Below are 20,348 nucleotides of genomic sequence, written 5' to 3' on the forward strand. Positions count from 1 at the left end.
TCCGTGTCTGCCGCAAGACCGCTCACCACCCTGCGCACCCTCGCCGTCATAGCGACGCTCCCCCTCCTGCTGACCGCTTGCGGCTACGGCTCCGAGTCCACTGACGACGGCAAGCAGACCGAGGTCGCGGCGGGCGCCAAGAAGCTCTCCGCCGACGAAGTGAAGATCGGCTACTTCCCCAACCTCACGCACGCCACCGCTCTGGTGGGCGTCCAGGAGGGCCTGCTCCAGAAGGAGCTCGGCGGCACCACGATCAAGTCCTCGACCTTCAACGCCGGCCCCTCCGAGATCGAGGCGCTGAACGCCGGGTCCATCGACATCGGCTGGATCGGCCCCTCCCCCGCTATCAACGGCTACACCAAGTCGAACGGCAAGAACCTGCGCATCATCGGCGGCTCCGCCTCCGGTGGCGTGAAGCTTGTCGTGAACCCGGACAAGATCAAGTCCTTGAAGGACGTCAAGGGCAAAAAGATCGCCACGCCGCAACTCGGCAACACGCAGGACGTGGCGTTCCTCAACTGGATCGCGGAGCAGGGCTGGAAGGTCGACGCGGAGAGCGGCAAGGGTGACGTCTCTGTCGTCCGTACGGACAACAAGATCACCCCGGACGCCTACAAGTCCGGTTCCATCGACGGCGCCTGGGTGCCGGAGCCGACCGCTTCGAAGCTGGTCGCCGAGGGCGGCAAGGTGCTGCTCGACGAGGCCGACCTGTGGCCGGACAAGAAGTTCGTGATCACGAACATCATCGTGCGGCAGGAGTTCCTGAAGGAACACCCGGATGTCGTCGAGGCCGTACTGCGCGGCTCGGTGAAGACCAATGAGTGGATCAACGCCAACCCGGAGAAGGCGAAGGCGTCCGCCAACGCGGCGCTGAAGGAGCTGTCGGGCAAGGAGCTGCCCGCCGAGGTCATCGACCCGGCCTGGAAGTCCATCGCCTTCCTCGACGACCCGCTGGCCTCCACCCTCAACACCGAGGCGGAGCACGCGGTCAAGGCCGGCCTGCTGGAGAAGCCCGACCTGAAGGGCATCTACGACCTCACGCTCCTCAACAAGGTCCTCAAGGCCGAGGGCAAGGACGAGGTCGACGACGCCGGTCTCGGCGTCGAGTAACAACAACCGGACCCGATGAGTTCCCAGGAGGTGACGACCATGGCCACCGCGACCGCCAAGGCCGCTGAGGACGCCACGACAGTGACGCACGCCGCCCGCATCGAGCACGTCTCGAAGTCCTTCCGCGCACCGGGCACGCCCGGCGGACAGCAGCTCGTGCTGGACGACATCACGCTCGATGTCGCACCCGGCGAGTTCGTCACCCTCCTGGGAGCCTCCGGCTGCGGCAAGTCCACACTGCTCAACCTGGTCGCGGGGCTCGACCTGCCGTCCGCCGGCTCGATCAGCACGGACGGCCGGCCCGCCCTGATGTTCCAGGAGCACGCCCTGTTCCCATGGCTGACGGCGGGCAAGAACATCGAGCTCGCGCTGAAGCTGCGCGGGGTCGCGAAGCAGGAGCGGCAGCAGGAGGCGGAACGGCTGCTGGAACTCGTACGGCTGCAGGGCGCGTACCGCAAGCGGGTGCACGAACTGTCGGGCGGTATGCGGCAGCGTGTCGCGCTGGCCCGTGCGCTGGCCCAGGACAGCCGACTGTTGCTGATGGACGAGCCGTTCGCGGCGCTGGACGCGATCACCCGTGACGTACTGCACGACGAACTGACCCGCATCTGGCGGGAGACGGGACTGTCGGTGCTGTTCGTCACGCACAACGTGCGCGAGGCCGTACGACTCGCCCAGCGCGTCGTGCTGCTGTCCTCCCGCCCGGGGCGGATCGCCCGCGAATGGACGATCGGCATTCCGCAGCCGCGCCGCATCGAGGACAGCGCGGTCGCCGAGCTGTCCGTCGAGATCACCGAAGAACTGCGTGGGGAGATCCGCCGCCATGGCCAGCACTGACACTGCCGTCGACAACAACAAGGACGGCGCCCCGGCAGCCGAACAGCCCCAGGACCCGCACGATCTGGCGGGGCTGGAGGCCGGGCTCGACGCACTGGACTCGGTGCAGGCCGACCGTGCACCGCTGCGCGGGACCCTGCTGCGCAAGGTGCTGCCGCCCGTCACCGCAGTCGCGCTGGTGCTGGTGGTCTGGCAGCTGCTCGTGTGGGCCCAAATCGTCCCCGACTACAAGCTGCCCTCGCCGTCCGCGGTGTGGGACGAGGTGACCGACGCCTGGCTGCAGGGCACGCTGCTCGACTACATCTGGACCAGCGTCTCGCGCGGCCTGCTCGGCTTCCTGATGGCGCTCGCCATCGGTACGCCGCTCGGCCTGCTGGTCGCCCGGGTGGCCTTCGTCCGGGCTGCCATCGGCCCCATCCTGTCCGGACTGCAGTCTCTGCCGTCCGTGGCCTGGGTGCCGCCCGCCGTGATCTGGCTGGGCCTGAACGACTCGATGATGTACGCCGTGATCCTGCTCGGCGCGGTCCCCTCCATCGCCAACGGCCTCGTCGCGGGCATCGACCAGATCCCGCCGCTGTTCCTGCGCGCCGGGCGGACCCTGGGCGCGACCGGTCTGCGCGGGGCCTGGCACATCGTGATGCCGGGGGCGCTCCCCGGCTATCTGGCGGGCCTGAAGCAGGGCTGGGCGTTCTCCTGGCGGTCGCTGATGGCCGCGGAGATCATCGCCTCCTCGCCCGACCTGGGCGTCGGCCTCGGCCAGTTGCTGGAGAACGGCCGGAACAACGCGAGCATGCCGCAGGTGTTCCTGGCCATCTTCCTGATCCTGCTCGTCGGTATCGCCATCGATCTGCTGATCTTCAGCCCGCTGGAGCGGCGGGTGCTGCGCAGCCGGGGCCTGCTGGTCACCCGCTGAACGAACGGATCCCGAGCGGCACCGGATGCGCGCCCGTTCCTGTCGCACACCGGCACACCCGCGCACGGCACCGGGCCGACAGAGGCATCGTCACAGCCGAACTGGTGCTGCTGAGTGCGGAAAAAGCTGCCCCGCCCTCACGGGTACTACATTGCGCCGACCAGCAGACCCGCTGTGCGCGGTCAGAGCGTAGGCGTTGTCCCACCGGCCACTCTCCGGCCAGGCTCTCGTACGGCGAGGACGCAGGCATCCCGGCGCGAGAGGTTCGACCGTCACCCTGGGAGGACCATGAGTAGGATAGGTAGCATGAGTGAGCCTACCGGCAAGTACTCGATCACCATGCCGCGCGACATCGCCGAAGCCGCCAAGGCCCGCAGCGGCCCTTCCGGCCTGTCCGCCTACGTGGCCGCCGCGGTCGCCCGCCAGATCGAGCGCGACAACCTCAACGAGCTCATCGCCGTCGCCGAAGCCGAACACGGCCCCGTCACGGACGAGGAGATCCAGGCCCTGCGCGACCAGCTCCACCAGGCCCGCGACAACCAGGCGACGGGCGGAGCGGACGCCGCGTGAGCCGCTCCCCCGCCGTGCCCGGCGGCACCCTCGTGCTGGACAGCGAGGGACTGGCCAAGGCCGTCCTCCGCGACCGTGCCGTCACCGGCTGGCTCGCCCTGGCCCGCGCCGACGACCTACGGGTGATCACCTCCGCGGCCACCCTGGTGGAAGTCGTCCACCCGCGGATCAACCGCCCCGCCCTGGAGTGGACCCACTCCCGCCTCATCGTCGAACCGGTCACCGAACCCCTCGCCCGCCACGCCGCCGCCCTCCTCGCCGACGCCGGCCTGCACGGCCACAAGTACGCCATCGACGCCATGCTCAGCGCCACCGCCCTCGCCGCCCCAGGACCGGCCACGATCCTGACCTCCGACCCGGAGGACCTCACCGCGCTGTGCGGCGGACGCGTCACGGTGATCAAGATCTGACCTGGCGCGCTCCTCGATCACATGACCGTTCGCCCCAGAGCCTGGGGCTGCGCAGCCAGAGGTCCACAGCTGTGTATTCAGATGTAGAACTTGAATTGAGGCAGTGGCTCCCGGTCAGCGGGGATCTCCCTCATGATTTCGCCGACCAGCCCGGAGAACTTGATCGTGATCGGCAGGAGTCCGCCCAGTGCGGCCGAGTTCCAGTTGAGCTTGGTGAGGGCGAGAACTTCCTTCAGCAGGGCGTCCCGTGAAGAGTCCTGGCCGACGTGGTCAGCGACCTGGAGTGGCGCTGGAACGTGCATCCCGTGGAATTCGTTGAGCGCGGATATGTAGCCCGTCGTGTACAGGTAGTCCAACTCCCCGAAGCTGAAGCGGGTTCCGCGAAGCGGCGGATACTTCGAGGTGGTGATGAGACGGACCCGGCTCTGCGCCTCAAGCGCCATCAGGTCGTAGCGCCGCACGCGCGACTCGATGGCGGCGCGGAAGCCGTCACGTTCGTCCGGCCAGTAGCGTGAGGTCTTGTGGACCACGATACGAGCCGGGGTCTGCTTCATGACCGCCTCGTACCGGTCGAGCACTAGGGCCATCAGCTGGTGCGCGCCTTCAGCCGTCAGGTGAGGTGAACGACTCCCTGTCTTGTTCGGATCCCACTCGAATTCGTGCCCCCGGAGGACCAGTCCTTCTCCCCGCTCGTCAAACGCCTGCACGAGGCTGGTCTGCATCGTCGCCGCGGCGCTGCCCAGCGGCCGGTAGAAGCCGATGCCGACGTAGCAGGTACCGGGCGTGAGGCCGTACGGGCTCCACGGGTAGCCTCCCGCCTTGCAGTACATCGCGGTGAAGAAGTTCCATGCGATGCGGGAGGGCGGCGTTCTGTCGCGCCCGTCGAGTGTGGGCGCTCGGACGATCTGCGTCGGCAGGCGGTACTTCATGGCGCTTGCTTTGAGGGCGCGGCGCAGGTCGCGATGGACTGCGCCGGTCTCCTTGCTCGTGTAGTCGGCCGTGCCGCAGCGCGTCACGATCTGGTCAGACAGGGCGATCACGACGTAGTCGGGGATGCTGTCCCGCTCTGCCAGCTGCCGGAACTTCGTCTCGAACAGGGTCAGCGCAGCATAGAAGCGGTCCTTCTGCGACTTGATCTCGAGTACCTGGCGCAGTTCCGTCTGCCCGAGTTCTTCGTTCCAGGCATCGTCGAACTCCAGCGTCGAGAAGAACCCGCGATCGGGCATCCACCCGGGGAACTCGGGGTTGTTCACGTCGCCGAGCACGCCCTCGGCGCGACTGCTCATCCAGGCACGTGCCGCCTCGACAAGATCCGGGGTGCCGATCAGCCCCACGCGCAGACGTGTGGGGTGGCGGCCCGATGCCGTCCAGGAACGCGGCCCGTAGCGTGCGATGCCGGCCTTGGGGTCGATGTGTAGGCCGTCGTCGGCGAACTGCAGCAGCGGTTCGGGAAAGTAGGTGCTCGCGATGAGGGACGGGGAACCGGCGGGCGAGACACTCGGCGGGGCAGGGCGTGCCGTCATCGCAGGGCTTCCTCCTCGTCCTCGTCGTCGTCGCTCAGGCCCTCCGCCTCGGCCCAGGTGAAGAGGTCGTCCACGTACTCGACATTCTTGAAGGGCATGTCGTGCTCGGCGGGAATGCCCGGCCAGCGGACCTGCCCGCTGCTCAGTGACGTCGAGACGATCAGATTCTGCCTGTCGGTGCCGAAGGGGAAGAAGATCCGCGGAGTACTCCTGCCGAGGAAGTCCCGCCAGAACTGAACTTCGCCCAGGAGGTCGTGGTTGAACAGACGGGACTTTTTCCGGGTAACTTGCCGCCCGATGTACTTGGCCTGCATGGACTCGAAGCCGTCCGATGTGACACGCAGCTCGGGTCTGACGCTGAGGCACCACTGATTGTCACCGATGAGGAAGAAGCGCAGCGAAACAGCACGGTGAAGCCAGTAGTTGCGGGCCTCACCGGTCGCTCGCTTCTTGGGCTGCCATACGACGCTCCGAGTCGCCCTGTTGGCGTTCAACGGCCGATACGGCACCGAGCGTTCGACACCGGCCGCCTCCGGTTCGAAGTAGTAGCGGTGGTGGTCGTGATCCAGCCGCAGACCAAGTCGTCCGGTGAGTTTGTTCAGCGACCTGTTCAGCAGGGCGACGTACCACCCCAGCTTGTCGGGGTCCGTCCACCACTCCTTGGTGGAAAAGCGCTCGGTCTCGGTGCACGCCACCGCGTCAGCGAACGGGTTGCCGCTGTCCCGCAAATCCTGGAATGCCCACAACCGCCCCTCACGCAGGATGAACGGCGTCATCACCCCAGCAGACGTCGCGGCCGGCCTGACCTCGCTCTCCCGCCCGGCAGAACAAGGCGCTCCGTAGATGTAGCGCGGCATCTGCGTAACCGGCAGCACGTTGCTGTACACGGTGTCGTTGACTATCGGGGGCAGCTCCGACGGAACGTTGGAACGTCCGCCAAGCCTGCGCTCGATCCGCTGTTCGTGAGCCTCCTTCATGGCGTGCAGCCGCTCCACCGTGTACTTCGCGAGCGCGCCTTCGGAGTCGATCAGCTGATGATGCTGATTGCACAGCAAGATCAGATTCTCGTACCGATTGCGCTCCTCCGGCGTCAACGGCGAGTCGCCCCGCGGACCGTTCGGACTCTCCGCCACGATGTGGGCCATCTCGCCGAGCACCACGACGGGGTCCTCCGGCGTCCCTTGAGCAGTCAGCAGCAAACCGCAGTCGGGAAAGGCGCAGATATTGCCGGAACGCTGGGTCAGCTTGCGCTGCTGCGCGACAGGTACGGCCACAACACCTCCTCCAGGTACCCACATGCTACGGACGACCTCTGACAAAGGCCCTCCCTCGCACAAGAGGGGCGAAGTGCCGCATGCTTGACTGCCCCGCAGCCCGCCGGTTCCCGTTGCCTTAACGGATCATCGACAATTCCGCCCCGAGGCTACTGATCTACCTCGGGGGGTCGGTCGTAGGAGCTCAGGAGCCCTTCGATGCGCTGGTTGTTGATGGACTGCCGGTCGTACAGGCACTTCGCGTAGCGGCTCAGCAGGACCTCGACGCTGTTGCCGGCCCGCTGGGCGACCTCGGCCGGGTCCGCGCCCGCACACAGCCAGGTGGACAGGGCCGAATGCCGCAGGTCGTACGGGCGCTTCGCGAGCGGGGTGCTGGTGAGCGCGGGCGGCAGAGCCAGTTCGCGGGTCTCGTGCCAGACCCGGTTGTAGGTGGTGTAAGTGATGATCCGGCCCTGCTCGGTGAAGAACAGCCGGCCGTCGTCAGCCGTGCCGAACGTGGCGACGTGCTCCCTCCACATCGTCACCAGGTGCGGCGGCAACGGCACCACCCGCGTCTCTCCCGGCGGGCGGTTCTTCAGCCCGCGCTCGTCGTGGAACTTGCCGCTGTCGGTCCACCGCTTGCCCGCCTGCGGCAGCGTGCGATGCAGGACCAGCCGCCCCCAACCGGTTAGGGGCAGACGACAGTCCGGCAGCGCCACCGCGACCGCCTCTTCCGGACGCAGACCCGCGTAGTACATGCCAGCGAAGAACCCGACCAGCCGACGCCCCCGGGCCCGCCGAAAGTCGCCCACGTAGGAGACGGCGTCCAGCAGCTCCCTCGCCTGGTGAGGGTTGGCCACCACCCGCGGGTCCACCGAGACCGACGGCTTGGGGACCCTCCATCGGATTTTTTCCAGCGGATGACTGCCCAACTCACCCCGCTCCACCGCGTAGTGGAGCGCGTGCACCAGCACCTTGCGCTTGCGGCGCATCGTCTCCACCGCCGCCTCACCCCCATCGAGCTTGCGGCGCAGCGACTCCAGCACATCCCGCGCCAGGACCGGATCATGCAGGTCGACCAACGGCCGAGACGCCTTCGCCACCCACTGCAAGACCAGCCGGTCCTCCGCCGGGATCTCCCGCTGCTCCGGACCGGGTACGACAAAGGCCCAGTGCCGCAGGGCACGGCGCAGAAGCTGCCCCTTCGGGCGGCCGGGCATGTCCCAGCACATCGCCATGGTGATCGCGGTGAGCGCCTCGCTGACCTCGTCCCGGGTCTTCGCCGCACGGCCGGGCCAGTGCGCCCGCGCGTACTCGGTCGCGAAGGCGTACCAGCTCATCTTGGACGGACCGCGGGGGCCGTACATGGGGCTGGCGCCCTGGGCCAGGCCCGCCCGGATGGCCCGCACCAGCTCCGCACCGAACTCGCCGGCCATGTCCGCGACCGCTCTACCGCGGTCCTGGGATTTTTCACTGGGCGGCTGCGCCGGGGATTGGTTCGGCGTCTGTTCGAGGTCCGGTGTGGCACGGTTGTGATGTTCGTTTGAGTTCATGCCCGCCTCCTCTTGATCGGCGGGGCATGACTGCCCGGAAGATCCAGTCGAACATCCCCCGACAAGAAGGCATTGGGGCGGCGCCAGATTGACGGCTGCGGATTGTCGGACCTTCGGCACGGCTTCCGTCGCCGCTGGTCATGCCCTGTCCCGGTGTGGCCGGTTCCGCGCGAGGACTCACTGTGCGCACTTGTATGCGCCCCATTGCGCCGAACTACCGTTCTCGGCCGACCAGGGCACGCGGACATGTGGGGGATGCATGGCGAGAACCGCGCGACAGATCCTGAACGCACTCAGCCGCTCGACGAGCGTTCACATCCACTCGACGACCGAACTGGCCGCACATGTGGACTCTGCAGCGGCTGCTATCGACAAGAGGCGCCGGGAAAAGGGCCAGGAAGCGGCACGCAGGAAACCCGAGCTGCGCCCCGTCGCGCGGGCCGAGCACGGCCGGTACATCGAGCTGACGCCGTGGCAGGTGCTGCACGCCGTGGCCCGCGGCTACGTGCTGGCCGGCCAGGGAATGGGGCGCGGGCTCGCGGAACACTGGCTGAGCCTGAAGTTCTGCGAAGCACTGGACCGCAATCGCGCCGGTTCCATGGATCTCACCGACAAGGGCCGCAGCTCCGAGCGCTGGTACAAGGGCATGCAGGCCCGGGAACTGGCCGTCGGCTTCGGACTCGCCGTGGCAGAACACATCGTGCAACAGCGATACCCGGACCACATCGTCTCCGTCGTGGACACGAGCACGGTGCTGCGAGCCGGCTGGCCCCTGAGCGTCTCACAACGAAACAAGACCTCACGCCCTCGCCCCGACTACCTGATCGAGGCATGGAAGCCCGGCGAGCCGTCGAAAGTCACCTTCGTGGCCTGCCGGGGAAACCACCAAAAACCGAGCAAGCGGACCGGCCGGACCCGCAGCACCACCATCCAGCAACTGGTCAAGGGGGCCGAACTGACCGAGGGCATGCAGATCGGCCCGTGGAACACGACCCCGTGCCTGATGCTGTCCACCGAGCTCATGGGACCGGGCGGCATCGTGGTCAATGCCCTGCAGTCCCCCGGCGAAACGCTGCTTCCCCTCCGCACACCGGGCGCCCCGGGAAACGCCGGCGAGGAGATCAAGGACAAGTCCGGTATCCCCTACCCCAACGCCATTCGCATACCGGCCCGCGAGGGCAGGCGGACGCGCACCGTTGACGGCTTCCAAGTAGGCGAGGACGACCTCGCTTGGTTCGGTCAACTCCTGGCCCGCACCGCGGCCGCCGGCCTGACCGCGTTCTCGGGCGGAGGACAAAATACAGCCCGGTACCTCACCGCACGCCAAGGACGAGAGCACTACAACGTGCCCACCTTCGCCGCCACATCGAGCGTCGACGACGCAGATATCGAGGTGGACTATACGAAATTCGTCGGCACGGACCACGTCTTCCGCATGGGGAGCGCACGCATCGAGGCATTCTCCGGAATGGCAGAGGATCTGTACGGACTGATCAAAGACGGCCGCGTGGAGGAGTACCGGCAAGCCGCCTACGAACTCCACTGCAAACGGTCCAACTCGCGTGAAGCGGGGAAATGGAACGGCCCGATCTCGTTACACGCCGACGGCACCGTCATGGCCCTGAGCATTCTGCCTGTCCGCAGAAGGCGCCCGCTCTGACACCTCCTGACGCCACCCAGCCCAGCACAGCGATTCAGAGATCGTTCTCGGTCGCATGGGCCGCTTTGAGCAGCGCAACATAGCGCGGGATCGCCGGTTAGCCAAACCGGCGATGGTCCGCATCATTGGAGAACCACCGCCACGCCCTGTCCACCCCGTCGAAAGGCCGCATCCCAAAACCAGCTCACACCTTCATACGACTCGCGCACCCCCGACCCGAGCACGGCCCGGCTGACCGCCGCGGTGACCGCGCAGTCGCCTGCCTTCACGACGAGGTGCGGCGGCATCCTGCCTGCCGACGTTCCAGGTCACCATCGACTCACGCGCGGTCTGCACGTCTGCCTCGATACGCGTCGGCCCGCCCGACGCGATCCGGTTTTCGCCTTCCGGTTGCGCAATTGCCAGCTGGACAGTCCGGCGCAGGACTCGAGTGTTCATCCACGGGGCCGCAGGTCCTGCCCTCCGACCGCCGCCGCCCCCACCATCATGGGGAGAGCCGCGGCGCGGATCTCGCGGCTCAGGATGGACGGCGACCCTCCCGTTGCCTTCGGCCCGCCTCGGTCACAAGCCGGGGACTGTGCACCGACTCTCGGACGCCTCCCCCGGCCATCTGCGGGAGGCCATGACGCATGCCCGCCAGCCGCCACCGTGCTCGAGCGAGGTGTCGTGCGAAAGTGCCTTCCCGGGCCAGGCGCACACCCGGCGCACTCGGCTGCCCGCGCGCTCCCGACCGTCTCCCCGTTCGATGGAAGCGTGCAGAATACACCCTCTACCCTGGCAAGGTATTCGTGATCTGCATCACCCGACGCGAGCCGACCACCACAGCGAGACAAGCGGAGCAAGACGACCAAACGGGACATTTCTTTTCCGTGGGCTATTTGCGGGACGGCGGGCCTGACAGTTCGTCAGACATGCCGCTGACCAGGGAAAACGTGTGATAATCCGACGGCCTCCGGAGCCGTGTGCGCAGGTTCGAATCCTGCCGGGGGCACCGGAAATCTAGGCCCTGACCAGCGGAAACGCCGGTCAGGGCCTTTCTTGTGCATGCCAAAACGCACACGCACCTTGGCCATGACTACTCCATTCAGCAAGCCTTCGACCTGCAACTTTGTGGTGCCAGGCAGAAGGAATCCCAAATGTCCGATCCCGCACAATGGCTTCCCGTGGGACATTCGCGGGACGGGAAAGCCGCAATGCGGAGCCGCCGCCGTAGGGCATCTGCCGTGACCTGCGCTTTTGCCGACAAGGACGGTCGGAAAACATACGGACGATCAGGCCGTTTGACTTTTCCGGGTCAGTGCTGGACACGGCTGTGATCAGGCGTTTCATCGAACGTCACGCTCACTGCTCACGCGGATGCCGGTGTCGGCACCACGACGCAGCTGGTTACGGCATGCTGGACGTATGAGCAGGTACGCAGCCGCGAGGATCTACGCCCTCCCGGAGTCGCTCGACGAGATGGTCGGGCCGACTTCCGGCACCGTGACCCTGCCCCGGCACATCGACTGGGGCCCGCACTACGAGTACGACCTCGCCGACCAGGCCGACCTGCTCCTTATGTACGAACGGGTCATCCGGGAAGCCCAGACCGCAGCCGACCTGCGGGCGCACTTGGACGGCGATCTGCTGCGTCGGCACTGGACGGACCTGTTCCTGCCCGCTCCGGCCCGTGCGGCCTGGCAGGCCCGCTTCCCCGAGCTCGCACCTGCGGCGGCCGCAGCGTAGTGGACGAGCTGCACCGCCGACTGATCCGCATCGGGCTCGACGCACTCGCCGACGACTTCGGCTACGCCTTGGCAGGCGGCTACGCCGTCCAAGCCCACCAGATCGTCAACCGGGTCAGTGACGACGTCGACCTCTTTGCTCCCATCAACCGGGCCACCACCGAGATGCCCGAAGCCACCGAACGCGTCATCGCCGCCTACGAAGCCGCAGGCTTCACCGTGGAACTGGCCCACCAGAACTCCGAGCACACCTACACCCGACTGAACGTCACCGACCCCGTCAGCGGTACGCAGAACAAGGTGGAACTCGTCGCCGAGTTCCTCAACCACCCGCCCGTGCCCTCCGAACTCGGCCCAGTCCTGCACCCCGACGACGTCGCCGCCGGGAAGACCACCGCCCTGGACGGCCGGGCCGAGGTCCGCGACGCCATCGACGTCGACGGCCTCCTCAAGGCCGGATACACCCGCGAACGCCTGATGGAACTGGCCAAGCAGAACGACGGCGGCTTCGATCCGCGGATGTTCGCCGACTCACTCGCCCGCGTCCAGCGCTACACGGACAAGCAATTCGCCGCCTACGGCCTTTCCGCCACCGAGGCCGGGGCCTTGCGCGAGCGGTTCGCGGACTGGCAACGCCAGCTCACGGCATCGCAGAACGAGAACCCGGCCCAGTAACGACCCAGGCTGTAAGGCTGTCCAACCATCATCTCCGGAGTTCAGTCGTATTCGTCCAGTAGAGCCTCGATGCGCTGGTTGGCGATCGTGGCCCGGCCGTACAGGCACTTGGCGTACTTGGTCATGAGGACCTCGACACTGTTGCCGGCGCGTTCCGCGACCTCCGTGGGATCAACGCCCGCGTTGAGCCAGGTGGACAAGGCCGAGTGCCGCAGGTCGTAGGGGCGAGCCGCGAGTGGAGTGCTCAGCAGGCCGGGCGGCAGGGCCAGCTCCCGGGCTTCGTGCCAGACGCGGTCATACGTGCTGGAGGCGAGGATGCCACCGCGTTCGTTGAAGAACAGCCGCCCGTCATCGGCGGTACCGAAGGTGAGGACACTTTCTCGCCACTGCGCCACCAGCTCAGGCGGCAGCGGCACCGGGCGGGTGTCCCCCAGCGGACGCCCCTTCAGGCCACACTCGTCATGGAGACGCCCGGTGTCGGTCCACTTCTTGCCCGCCTGAGGGCGAGTGATGTGCAGAATCGCCCTGCCCCAGCCCTCCGCTGGCAATACGCAGTCCGGCAGGGTCACGGCGACCGCCTCCTCGGGCCTCAGCCCGGCGTAATACATGCCGGCGAACAGCCCGACCAGCCGACGCCCGCGGGCCCGCCGGTGGCTGCCGACGTAGGAGACGGCGCAGAGCAGGGAGCGGGCCTGGGCGGGGTTGGCGACCACCCGCGGGTCGACCTGTTTGACAGTCTTGGCGATCCGCCAACTGACATTGGCGATCGGATCCCCGCGGAGCATGCCCTGCTCGATCGCGTACCGCACGGCGTTCACGAGGGTCATGCGCTGGTGCCGCTGGGTCTCGGCCGCCGCGACTGTACCGTCCTGTTTCAGCCGTAGGGCTTGCAGCACGGCCCGCATCACGGCCGGATCCATCAGGTCGGTCAGCGGGCGTGACGCCCTCTCGGCCCAGCGCAGAGCAAGCCGCACGTCCGAGGGCGCCGTCCGCTGCTCCGGCCGGGGCACGACAAACGCCCAGTTTCGAAGCGCCTGCCGCAGCAGCTCGTCACTCGGGCGGCCTCGCACATCCCGGAGCATCGCCAGGGTGATCGCGCACAGTGCATCATTGGTTTCGTTGCGTGTCTTCGCAGCAACCTGCGGCCAACGCATCACCAGGTATTCCAACGCGAAGGTGTACCAGCTGATGCTGCCCGAGCCGTGGCCCGTCCCTACCGTGGCCAGCGAATCATCCGCGTTCAGCCGGACCGCTCGGACCAACGCAGCACCAAGTTCCTCGGCCAGCGCATTGCCATCCGTCGCGCCTGCCGTGGAGCGACTCCTGCCAGACCTAGCCCCGATCACCGTCCTGCCACGACGTCTGCTTCTGGGGACGCCGCGTGTATGCGATGCAGAACTCCTCATGACGACCACCACCTTTCCGATGAGGTAAACGCAGAAGAGCCCGGAGACAATGGCGCCCTCAAGCGGAAGCGCTCTGGTCCTGGACAGCGAGAAGGATCTAAGGACACTCTTCGTGACTGTGTGATCACCAAGTGGCTCGCCCTGGCTCGCACGGACAAACGAGGAGTGGCGAGTCGTCGCCTCAGTGGCCTCCTGGACGTGACCCAGCCTCGTATCAACCGCCCGCCCCTGGAGTGGACCGCTCTCGCCTCATCAACGAACGGCCACCGAATCCACCGCCCAGCAGGCACCGCCCTCGTCACCGAAGCCGACCTGCACGGCCATGAGCACGCACGCGCCGACGCTGATCACGTCACAATCCTCGCCTCATGCCCAAGGACCCACTCGTCGCGCCTGGGGGACGAGGTCTGATCAGGTCTTTCCGGCACCAAGAGAGAGGACGCCAGCGACTGGAGCACTACAGCCGACGCAGCTGCCTCCGGCCAGGACCGAACCGACGCCACTTGTTTTGGCCTAACACTCCCACAACAGCCGGTTACGGCAGCACAATAGTCAAGTTCCGCAAGACTATGCCGGATTAGGGCCATTGGCCCCTATCCGGCATGCCAGCACCACCGAGGATGGTTCATGGGCGCATCCAGCAGCAGGAGAACGTCAACCGCTGCCGCCCCCTTGATCCAACTCGTCGCCACACACCCTCGAGGCATCACCGCCGACGATCTGATAGCAACGGCTCAAGACCGCTTCAAGCGTGTGCCGCCCCAGCGCCTGACGATGCTTCTTGACCAGGCTCTGTCCACAGGCCAGTTGTACGAGCGGGATGGTCTGCTGTTCACCAGAGAGGGCGAAGGTCGCCAAGAACCGGAATCCCAGAGCGAAAATCCCGACGCTCGGCGCTGCGCGCGTGGCGTCGCCATTGACGTCGAGACCGTGGTACGCACAACTGCCACGCCCCCGTACGTGGACCGCCGCATCTTCCAAATCGGTGCCGTACGAACGGGAACGGATGCCGCCTGGGTTGCGGAGCAACCGCGGCTACAGGTTTTTCTGTCCCTGCCCAGCGATGACTGGGCCATCCACGCTGAGAGGCTCCGGGAGCAGCATCAGGCCCATGCCTTGGACCCCCGCACAGCGCTGGAGCGCATCCATGAGTTCTGCGCCCATCAGGACGTACTAGTCGCGCATAACGGCACCGCAGCGGACTTCCCTCTTCTCGACGAAGCCTGCGCACGCGAGGGGTTGTCCCCGCTTCCCGGACACCGCGTGGACTCCCTCTACTTGGCACACTGCCTGTGGCCTCTCGCCGCCAGCCATCGGCTCGCGCCGCTCTGTGATGCCTCTGGGGTCGACCGTTCGGACCTTCGGTGGCACGACGCGGCAGATGACGCGGAGTTGTTGGTGCGGCTTCTGTCCCGATGCGCCAGCGAGCTCGCCTCATGGCCTATGAACCTGCGCGCACTCGTCGCTGCCGCATGCCCTGATTCCCCCGCATGGAACCTGCTCCACGACCTTGCCCGCGGGAGTGCAGGCCCACCAGAGGCAGTCGATATCGACATCGCCTGGGACCGGCCGACGGTCTCGGCCTCACTTACCAGTTGGCTCAAGAACCACGCACCACGTCGCAGTGGACCACCCGCCGCCGCACCCGGCCGCAGACCACTCTCCGTTCCTGAGCGGCTGTGCTCTGACGGCCGAGTCGATCCCGGAGAACTGGCCAAGTTGGTCCATGGCGGCGCAGCCCGTCCGCGACCTGCGCAGCAGCAGATGACCGCGGGCCTGCATGCTTGGGCCGACGCTGGCATCTCCGCTCTCGTGGAGGCACCGACCGGTACGGGTAAGAGCTTCGCCGTGCTGGCCGCCGCGATGGACTGGCTCGGCGGCAGGGAGGCTCGTAGCGTTGTCATAGCCACGTACACCAAGCAGTTGCAGAGCCAGATCGCTCGGGACGTCGACACTCTCAGCCGTGCCATGCCCGGCCTGCTGCAGGCCACGGACCTGGTGAAAGGCAAGGCGAACCGGCTCTCCCTGCGCGCCTTGACAGCTGCTCTGTCCGACGCCACCGCCCTCGGTGCGGACGCTGGCTCCCGTGCCCGCTCACGGTTCGTCGAGCGCCCAAGGTTCCGGGAACTGGGAATCCTCCTCCTTTTGCGGCTGATCGCGGCTCCGTCTGCCCCCGATGCGTGGACTGCCCGTTCGGTGGACCCTGTCGACGTGCCCGCCTTCCTCGACGAATATTGCGGCCCGGTCCTGTCCCTCTGGCTTCAGTCGCTCTCACAAACTGGCGGGGACTACGCGGCCACGGCGGCCACACCGTTGGCGGCGCACACGAACAGCGTGCGCGAGGCGATCGCCTCCCATCGGCTGATCCTGGCCAATCACGCGGTGCTCCTGGCCCATCTGGAGGATCTCCGGGCCCTCCCCGGCGAGACGATGCTGATCGTCGACGAAGCCCACCTGCTTGAGGACGCCGCCACTTCGGCCTTGACCTCTTCTCTGGACTACGGTGCGGTAGAGCAGCTTGCCGCGTCCGTCCGTACCTGGCTGAAGGAGGCGATATCGGGGCCGGCCCGGGATCGGGTGGCGGATGCTGTCGCGGAACTGGAAACGCTCCTCGACCACGAGTCCCTCCCCCAGGCTGCCAGCCGTGCGTTCGACGCGCTGGGTGGGCAGGACGCATCCGTTATCGGCTCACGCTCAGTCACCCTGGCCAGTCCCTACGGTGGGGGAACGGGACTCGGACAGGTCCGGACACTGACCGTGCTGATCCGTCGGCTCTCCTCGATAACCCTCCGGCTGGAGCGGGCACTGGCCGCCTTCGCGCAGGCTCACGCTCCCGCACTCGACTTCTTCTCGTTGGACGCACTCTCCGCTACGCAGAACCAGGTGTCCGAGCTGCGTGAGACGGCCGACGAGCTGCTGGCGGACGCGCAAGACATTCTAGGCGCGCTCCCCCGGGAAGGCTCCACGGTCGGCCGTGCCCAGCTGTCCGGTGAACCCGCGGCACCCGTCGAAGAAGAGGAAGATCAGGAAGAGGAACCCGAGGGCGAAACCGAAGCGGGTGACACGGCGGACGACGTGTCACCATCCGATGACGCTCCTGATGCCCAAGTCAGCCTGCTTCCGCCACCGCTACCCAACCGGATCGTCTACGCCGAAGAGCTCGCCATCCCCCTCGCTGGGCTGCGCCACTATCGGTTCCGCATTTCCTCCAGTCCCGTGGAACTGCCTGGTGACGCCCGGTGGAGGCGGTTCCTGAGCTCGTTCCCTCGCACGTACTACGTGTCCGCGACACTGCGCGTCGCTGGCGACTGGGACTTCATCATGGGGCGCCTGGGGCTGGCCGGACTCGCGACCATGTGCGTGGACACCCCTTTCGACCTGCGCCGTCAGGCAGAGCTGGTTTGTTTCTCAGACTTTCCGTCCTGGGTGGAACAGCAGGAAGGAGCCATGCGGACCGTGGCTCACCAACTCGGTGGATACGCCACGGAGCTGGTGCGCCCCGCCGCCGGCGGCCGGGGGATGGACGGTGGCGCACTGGTCCTGACCACGGCGCGGTCGACGGCAGCCGGGATCGCGGAGTTCCTGACAGACGAGCTACGTCGGCGCGGTGACTCCACGCATGTGGTCAACGCACTGGCGCTGGGCAACTCCCGCGCATTCGAGCAATTCACCGAACCCGGCAGCGGGGGCGGATTCCTGGTCGGCACCAAGGGCCTGTGGCAGGGCGTGGACGTCTCGGATGAGCACCGCCTACGGCTCGTCTGGATCAACAAGCTGCCCTTCGCGCCCTTCGCGGCACCGCTGGTGGAGGCCCGGCGCGCTGCCGTGCGCGCGCGGGCGGAAGCCGCAGGTCGGGAGGACCCGGACGCCCATGCGACGGAGCACTACTACATCCCGCTTGCGGCCCTGCAGTTACGCCAGGCCGTAGGGCGTCTGATTCGCTCTGAACGGCATCGGGGCGTGGTCGTGATCAGCGACCGGAAGCTGGCCGGGCACACGGCCTTGCGCCGCGCCTATCGCCGGGCCTTCCTGGGGAGCCTGGAGCAGGGACTGCTCCGCACCGACCCGCGCACCGGGGAGCAAGGCGCCGCCAACGTCGTAACCATGGCTGAGGGATGGGGCCGGATCTGGTCGTTCTTCGCTCGGCACAGCCTGCTGTCTCCTCAGCGAGCGAATGAGCTGTCCGAGCCCGAGGCCCTGCAGCGGCATACCCTGCTGCCGCAGACCCTCCGGATCAGACAGCTCGAGCTGTCGGCTGAAGATGTCCAGAAACTCGTGGCCGACGCTCAACTCGAAGAGGAGGTCCTCCGACGCGCTTCAGAAGTGGCCGGGCTGCTCCGCCTTATGGACGATCCGAGCAAGTTCCGGCTCAAGCCCGCCCAGCGGGCCGTCATCGAGGCAGTGGCGCAGGGGCGCAACGTTCTCGGCCTGCTCCCGACCGGATACGGCAAGAGCTTCACCTTCCAGCTCCCTGCCCTGGTGCTGCCGGGCGTGACCCTCGTTGTCAGCCCCCTCGTGGCGCTGATGCAGGATCAAGCACTGGAGCTCAACCGATCGATCGGCGGTGCGGTTCGGGCACTGATCGCACCGCTGCGCGAGTCGAGCAGCAGAGCGGGCAAAACGGAGGTCGCGGACCAGCTGCTGGGGCGGGCGAGCCACGGGATCAAGATCGTGTACGTCAGTCCGGAAAGGCTCTGTCAGCGCCGGTTCCGAGAACTGATACGAGCCGCAGCGGCGGCGGGCGCCCTCAACCGTGTCGTGCTGGACGAAGCGCACACGATGGTCCAGTGGGACGACTTCCGGCCCAGCATGCAGCGGGTGGAGCAGTTCCTCCGACAGCTACGGCGCTCGTACGCAATTCCGGTGACCGCTTTGACCGCCACCGCCAACCACGCCGTGCATACCGGTCTGCGGACAGGAGTCTTCGAAGTACCAGAGGATCCCCCGCCTTCGGACAGCGAGGCCGCTCGCCAGGAAGCCGCGCGGCCGGTGGACGATGGCGGCCTGGTGACCGTACGTGAGAACCCCATTCGCCCGGAGCTCGCGGTGTTCCGGCGCTCCCTCAACCAGTCGAGCCCCGCCGTGGTGGCCGGTCTCGCCCGGCACGTCTTGGAAGCGCTGACGGGGCACGCGGTGTTCTACTGCCTCACCGTCAAGGAAGTGGTCGCACTCCACGCCTACCTCCAGGAGTACGTCGGTGACCTGGGAGTCCGGGTGCGCCGCTTCCACGGCAGGCTGACGCAGGCCGAGAAGTCGGCGGTCATGACGGAGTTCCGTGAAGCCCCGCGCCTGGGTGAGGAGGGTTTCGCTCCCTTGGTCGTCGTGGCGACCTCTGCCTTCGGGCTGGGCATCGACCGCGATGATGTGCGCACCGTGTTCTGCGTATCGGCTCCGACGGACCTGGCCTCGCTCTACCAGCAGTTGGGGCGGGCCGGCCGTGATGTCGCGGGGAGTGGTAAGTCCGCCGAGCCCGGGGCTCCCACCAACACCGCCCTGGCGTTGCTGACCTCCAGAGGGCTGCGCACGGTCGCCTTCATGACTGGGCAGGACCTGCGCCCTGAGCTGGTCAGGCGCATGGGGCGGGCGGTGTTGGCCTGCGACGGGGTGATGGACGCCCGAGACATCGCCGACCGCCTGATCGGCGAGGATGTGCGATCGGGGCGGATCAGCGACCAAGAAGCGCGTTCGGCACGCGTAGCGGACACCTATGTGGCCGGTGTGATGCGGGCGTTCAGTCAGTTGGCCCGACTGGGCGCAGTCACCGACCACGGCGACTTTCCACCTTTGTGCAGGGTACGGCGCGGCGAGTTGCTCCCTGAGAACGATGAGGAGTCAGTCGTTCTCGAGGTCCTCGGGGTGGTGAACGGCCTCCCACAGTCGCGGCAGTCAGCACAGGGCCTGGCCAGGGCACGGCTCGACGTGGCATCGCTGGATGGTCTGCTGGCAGGCCGAGTTTCCGGATACCGAGAGCTGGTGGAAGGTCCCGCGAGCACCTGGCAGTTGCTCAGTGACCTGCACGACCGGGGACTGCTGGACGTCTCAGCCGCGCCAAGCCGTCACTGGGTCAGCGGAGTCGACGTCCGCCGCGCCGAGCTGCCGACAGGCTTTCTAACGGCCATGTCCGGAAAGGCCAGGCGAGCAGCCGCAGAAATCGCCCGCCTGCGCGACTTCTTCGACGATTCGGCCACCTGCGCGCACCGTAAGTTCGCCGACTACTTCGGCGTGACCGAGTTACCCGAAACCTGCTGTACCACTGAGGCGAACCGCTGCGGCGCGTGCTGGGGCAGGCCGGACTGGCCGCCGGGCGAGACCATGCCGGCATCAGCAAGGGCCCTGCTCACGCCTCGGCCTCGGCCGATCGACAGCGGCACCCAGCCGGAATCACGGCTGCGGCGCCTGGACGAACAGGTGTATCGACTGATCTGGGCACTACCACGGGGAGTGCACGCACGAAGTGTCTGGCGAGCGCTGCGCGGCGAGGACAGCTCGTACTCACCGAAGCTCGGCCGGCGTGTACGGCTCCCCCAGGGGCTCGTCGGCAGCCGGTATTTCGGAGCGCACGCGGACGTTCCGTTGCGCGCCGTGGAAGAGAGCGTCGAACGACTGGCGCAGGCCGGGCGTGTGACGCCGTCGGAGGGATGGTGGCGCGTGGTGCCGCCCGGTGGCACGGGTTCTCCGACGGCGCGGAAGGGGGGAACCGTATGACGAGTACGT

General features: G+C 67.2%; 13 protein-coding genes and 1 tRNA gene. 10 read left to right on the forward strand and 4 right to left on the reverse strand.

Translation table 11 applies throughout. From position 1 onward, the window contains the following. The first annotated feature begins 3 nt into the window (after positions 1-3). From IM697_RS36755 to IM697_RS36775, 5 genes are all read left to right on the forward strand, one after another. The gene (locus tag IM697_RS36755; protein ID WP_194040644.1) at positions 4-1,110 is read left to right on the forward strand and encodes an aliphatic sulfonate ABC transporter substrate-binding protein; all 1,107 of its coding nucleotides are present in this window, start codon (positions 4-6) and stop codon (positions 1,108-1,110) included. Between the two features lie 39 nt (positions 1,111-1,149). Further along, positions 1,150-1,947 (forward strand): ABC transporter ATP-binding protein, encoded by a 798-nt coding sequence (locus IM697_RS36760; protein ID WP_194040646.1) that lies wholly within the window; start codon positions 1,150-1,152, stop codon positions 1,945-1,947. Then, positions 1,934-2,860, forward strand: a complete 927-nt coding sequence (locus tag IM697_RS36765; RefSeq protein WP_194040648.1) for an ABC transporter permease — start codon at positions 1,934-1,936, stop codon at positions 2,858-2,860. The genes IM697_RS36760 and IM697_RS36765 overlap by 14 nt, the downstream gene beginning before the upstream one ends. Before the next feature lie 306 nt (positions 2,861-3,166). After that, positions 3,167-3,430, forward strand: a complete 264-nt coding sequence (locus tag IM697_RS36770) for a CopG family transcriptional regulator (RefSeq protein ID WP_194040650.1) — start codon at positions 3,167-3,169, stop codon at positions 3,428-3,430. After that, positions 3,427-3,840: a DNA-binding protein gene (locus IM697_RS36775; RefSeq protein WP_194040651.1), complete on the forward strand. Its 414-nt coding sequence runs from the start codon at positions 3,427-3,429 to the stop codon at positions 3,838-3,840. Before IM697_RS36770 ends, IM697_RS36775 begins: the two co-directional genes overlap by 4 nt. Before the next feature lie 77 nt (positions 3,841-3,917). Here IM697_RS36775 and IM697_RS36780 read toward each other — a convergent pair whose 3' ends face one another. From IM697_RS36780 to IM697_RS36790, 3 genes are all read right to left on the reverse strand, one after another. After that, positions 3,918-5,363 (reverse strand): argonaute/piwi family protein, encoded by a 1,446-nt coding sequence (locus IM697_RS36780; RefSeq protein ID WP_194040652.1) that lies wholly within the window; start codon positions 5,361-5,363, stop codon positions 3,918-3,920. Further along, entirely contained in the window at positions 5,360-6,637 is a 1,278-nt protein-coding gene (locus tag IM697_RS36785; RefSeq protein WP_194040653.1) for an HNH endonuclease, read from the reverse strand. Before IM697_RS36785 ends, IM697_RS36780 begins: the two co-directional genes overlap by 4 nt. Before the next feature lie 149 nt (positions 6,638-6,786). Beyond that, positions 6,787-8,052, reverse strand: coding sequence for a tyrosine-type recombinase/integrase (locus IM697_RS36790; protein WP_228044310.1), 1,266 nt, complete (start codon positions 8,050-8,052; stop codon positions 6,787-6,789). 376 nt (positions 8,053-8,428) lie between these two features. On the opposite strand from IM697_RS36790, the gene IM697_RS36795 reads away from it, so the two are divergent. The 4 genes from IM697_RS36795 to IM697_RS36810 all read left to right on the forward strand — a co-directional run bounded on the left by IM697_RS36795 (position 8,429) and on the right by IM697_RS36810 (position 12,228). Continuing rightward, positions 8,429-9,829 carry a hypothetical protein gene (locus IM697_RS36795; RefSeq protein WP_194040655.1) on the forward strand — a complete coding sequence of 467 codons (1,401 nt, stop codon included), beginning with the start codon at positions 8,429-8,431 and terminating at the stop codon, positions 9,827-9,829. Between the two features lie 924 nt (positions 9,830-10,753). After that, positions 10,754-10,817: transfer RNA gene (locus IM697_RS36800), tRNA-Arg, on the forward strand. 416 nt (positions 10,818-11,233) lie between these two features. Next, positions 11,234-11,554 (forward strand): hypothetical protein, encoded by a 321-nt coding sequence (locus IM697_RS36805; protein ID WP_194040656.1) that lies wholly within the window; start codon positions 11,234-11,236, stop codon positions 11,552-11,554. After that, the gene (locus tag IM697_RS36810; protein ID WP_194040657.1) at positions 11,554-12,228 is read left to right on the forward strand and encodes a nucleotidyl transferase AbiEii/AbiGii toxin family protein; all 675 of its coding nucleotides are present in this window, start codon (positions 11,554-11,556) and stop codon (positions 12,226-12,228) included. The genes IM697_RS36805 and IM697_RS36810 overlap by 1 nt, the downstream gene beginning before the upstream one ends. Positions 12,229-12,269: 41 nt before the next feature. Here IM697_RS36810 and IM697_RS36815 read toward each other — a convergent pair whose 3' ends face one another. Continuing rightward, on the reverse strand, positions 12,270-13,490 hold the full coding sequence (locus IM697_RS36815) for a tyrosine-type recombinase/integrase (protein WP_228044311.1): 1,221 nt from the start codon (positions 13,488-13,490) through the stop codon (positions 12,270-12,272). A gap of 771 nt (positions 13,491-14,261) precedes the next feature. Between IM697_RS36815 and IM697_RS36820 the strand changes: the two genes are divergently transcribed. Next, positions 14,262-20,339, forward strand: a complete 6,078-nt coding sequence (locus IM697_RS36820; protein WP_194040659.1) for a DEAD/DEAH box helicase — start codon at positions 14,262-14,264, stop codon at positions 20,337-20,339. The last annotated feature ends 9 nt before the right edge of the window (positions 20,340-20,348 follow it).

This window comes from Streptomyces ferrugineus (genome assembly GCF_015160855.1).
Taxonomy (GTDB): domain Bacteria; phylum Actinomycetota; class Actinomycetes; order Streptomycetales; family Streptomycetaceae; genus Streptomyces; species Streptomyces ferrugineus.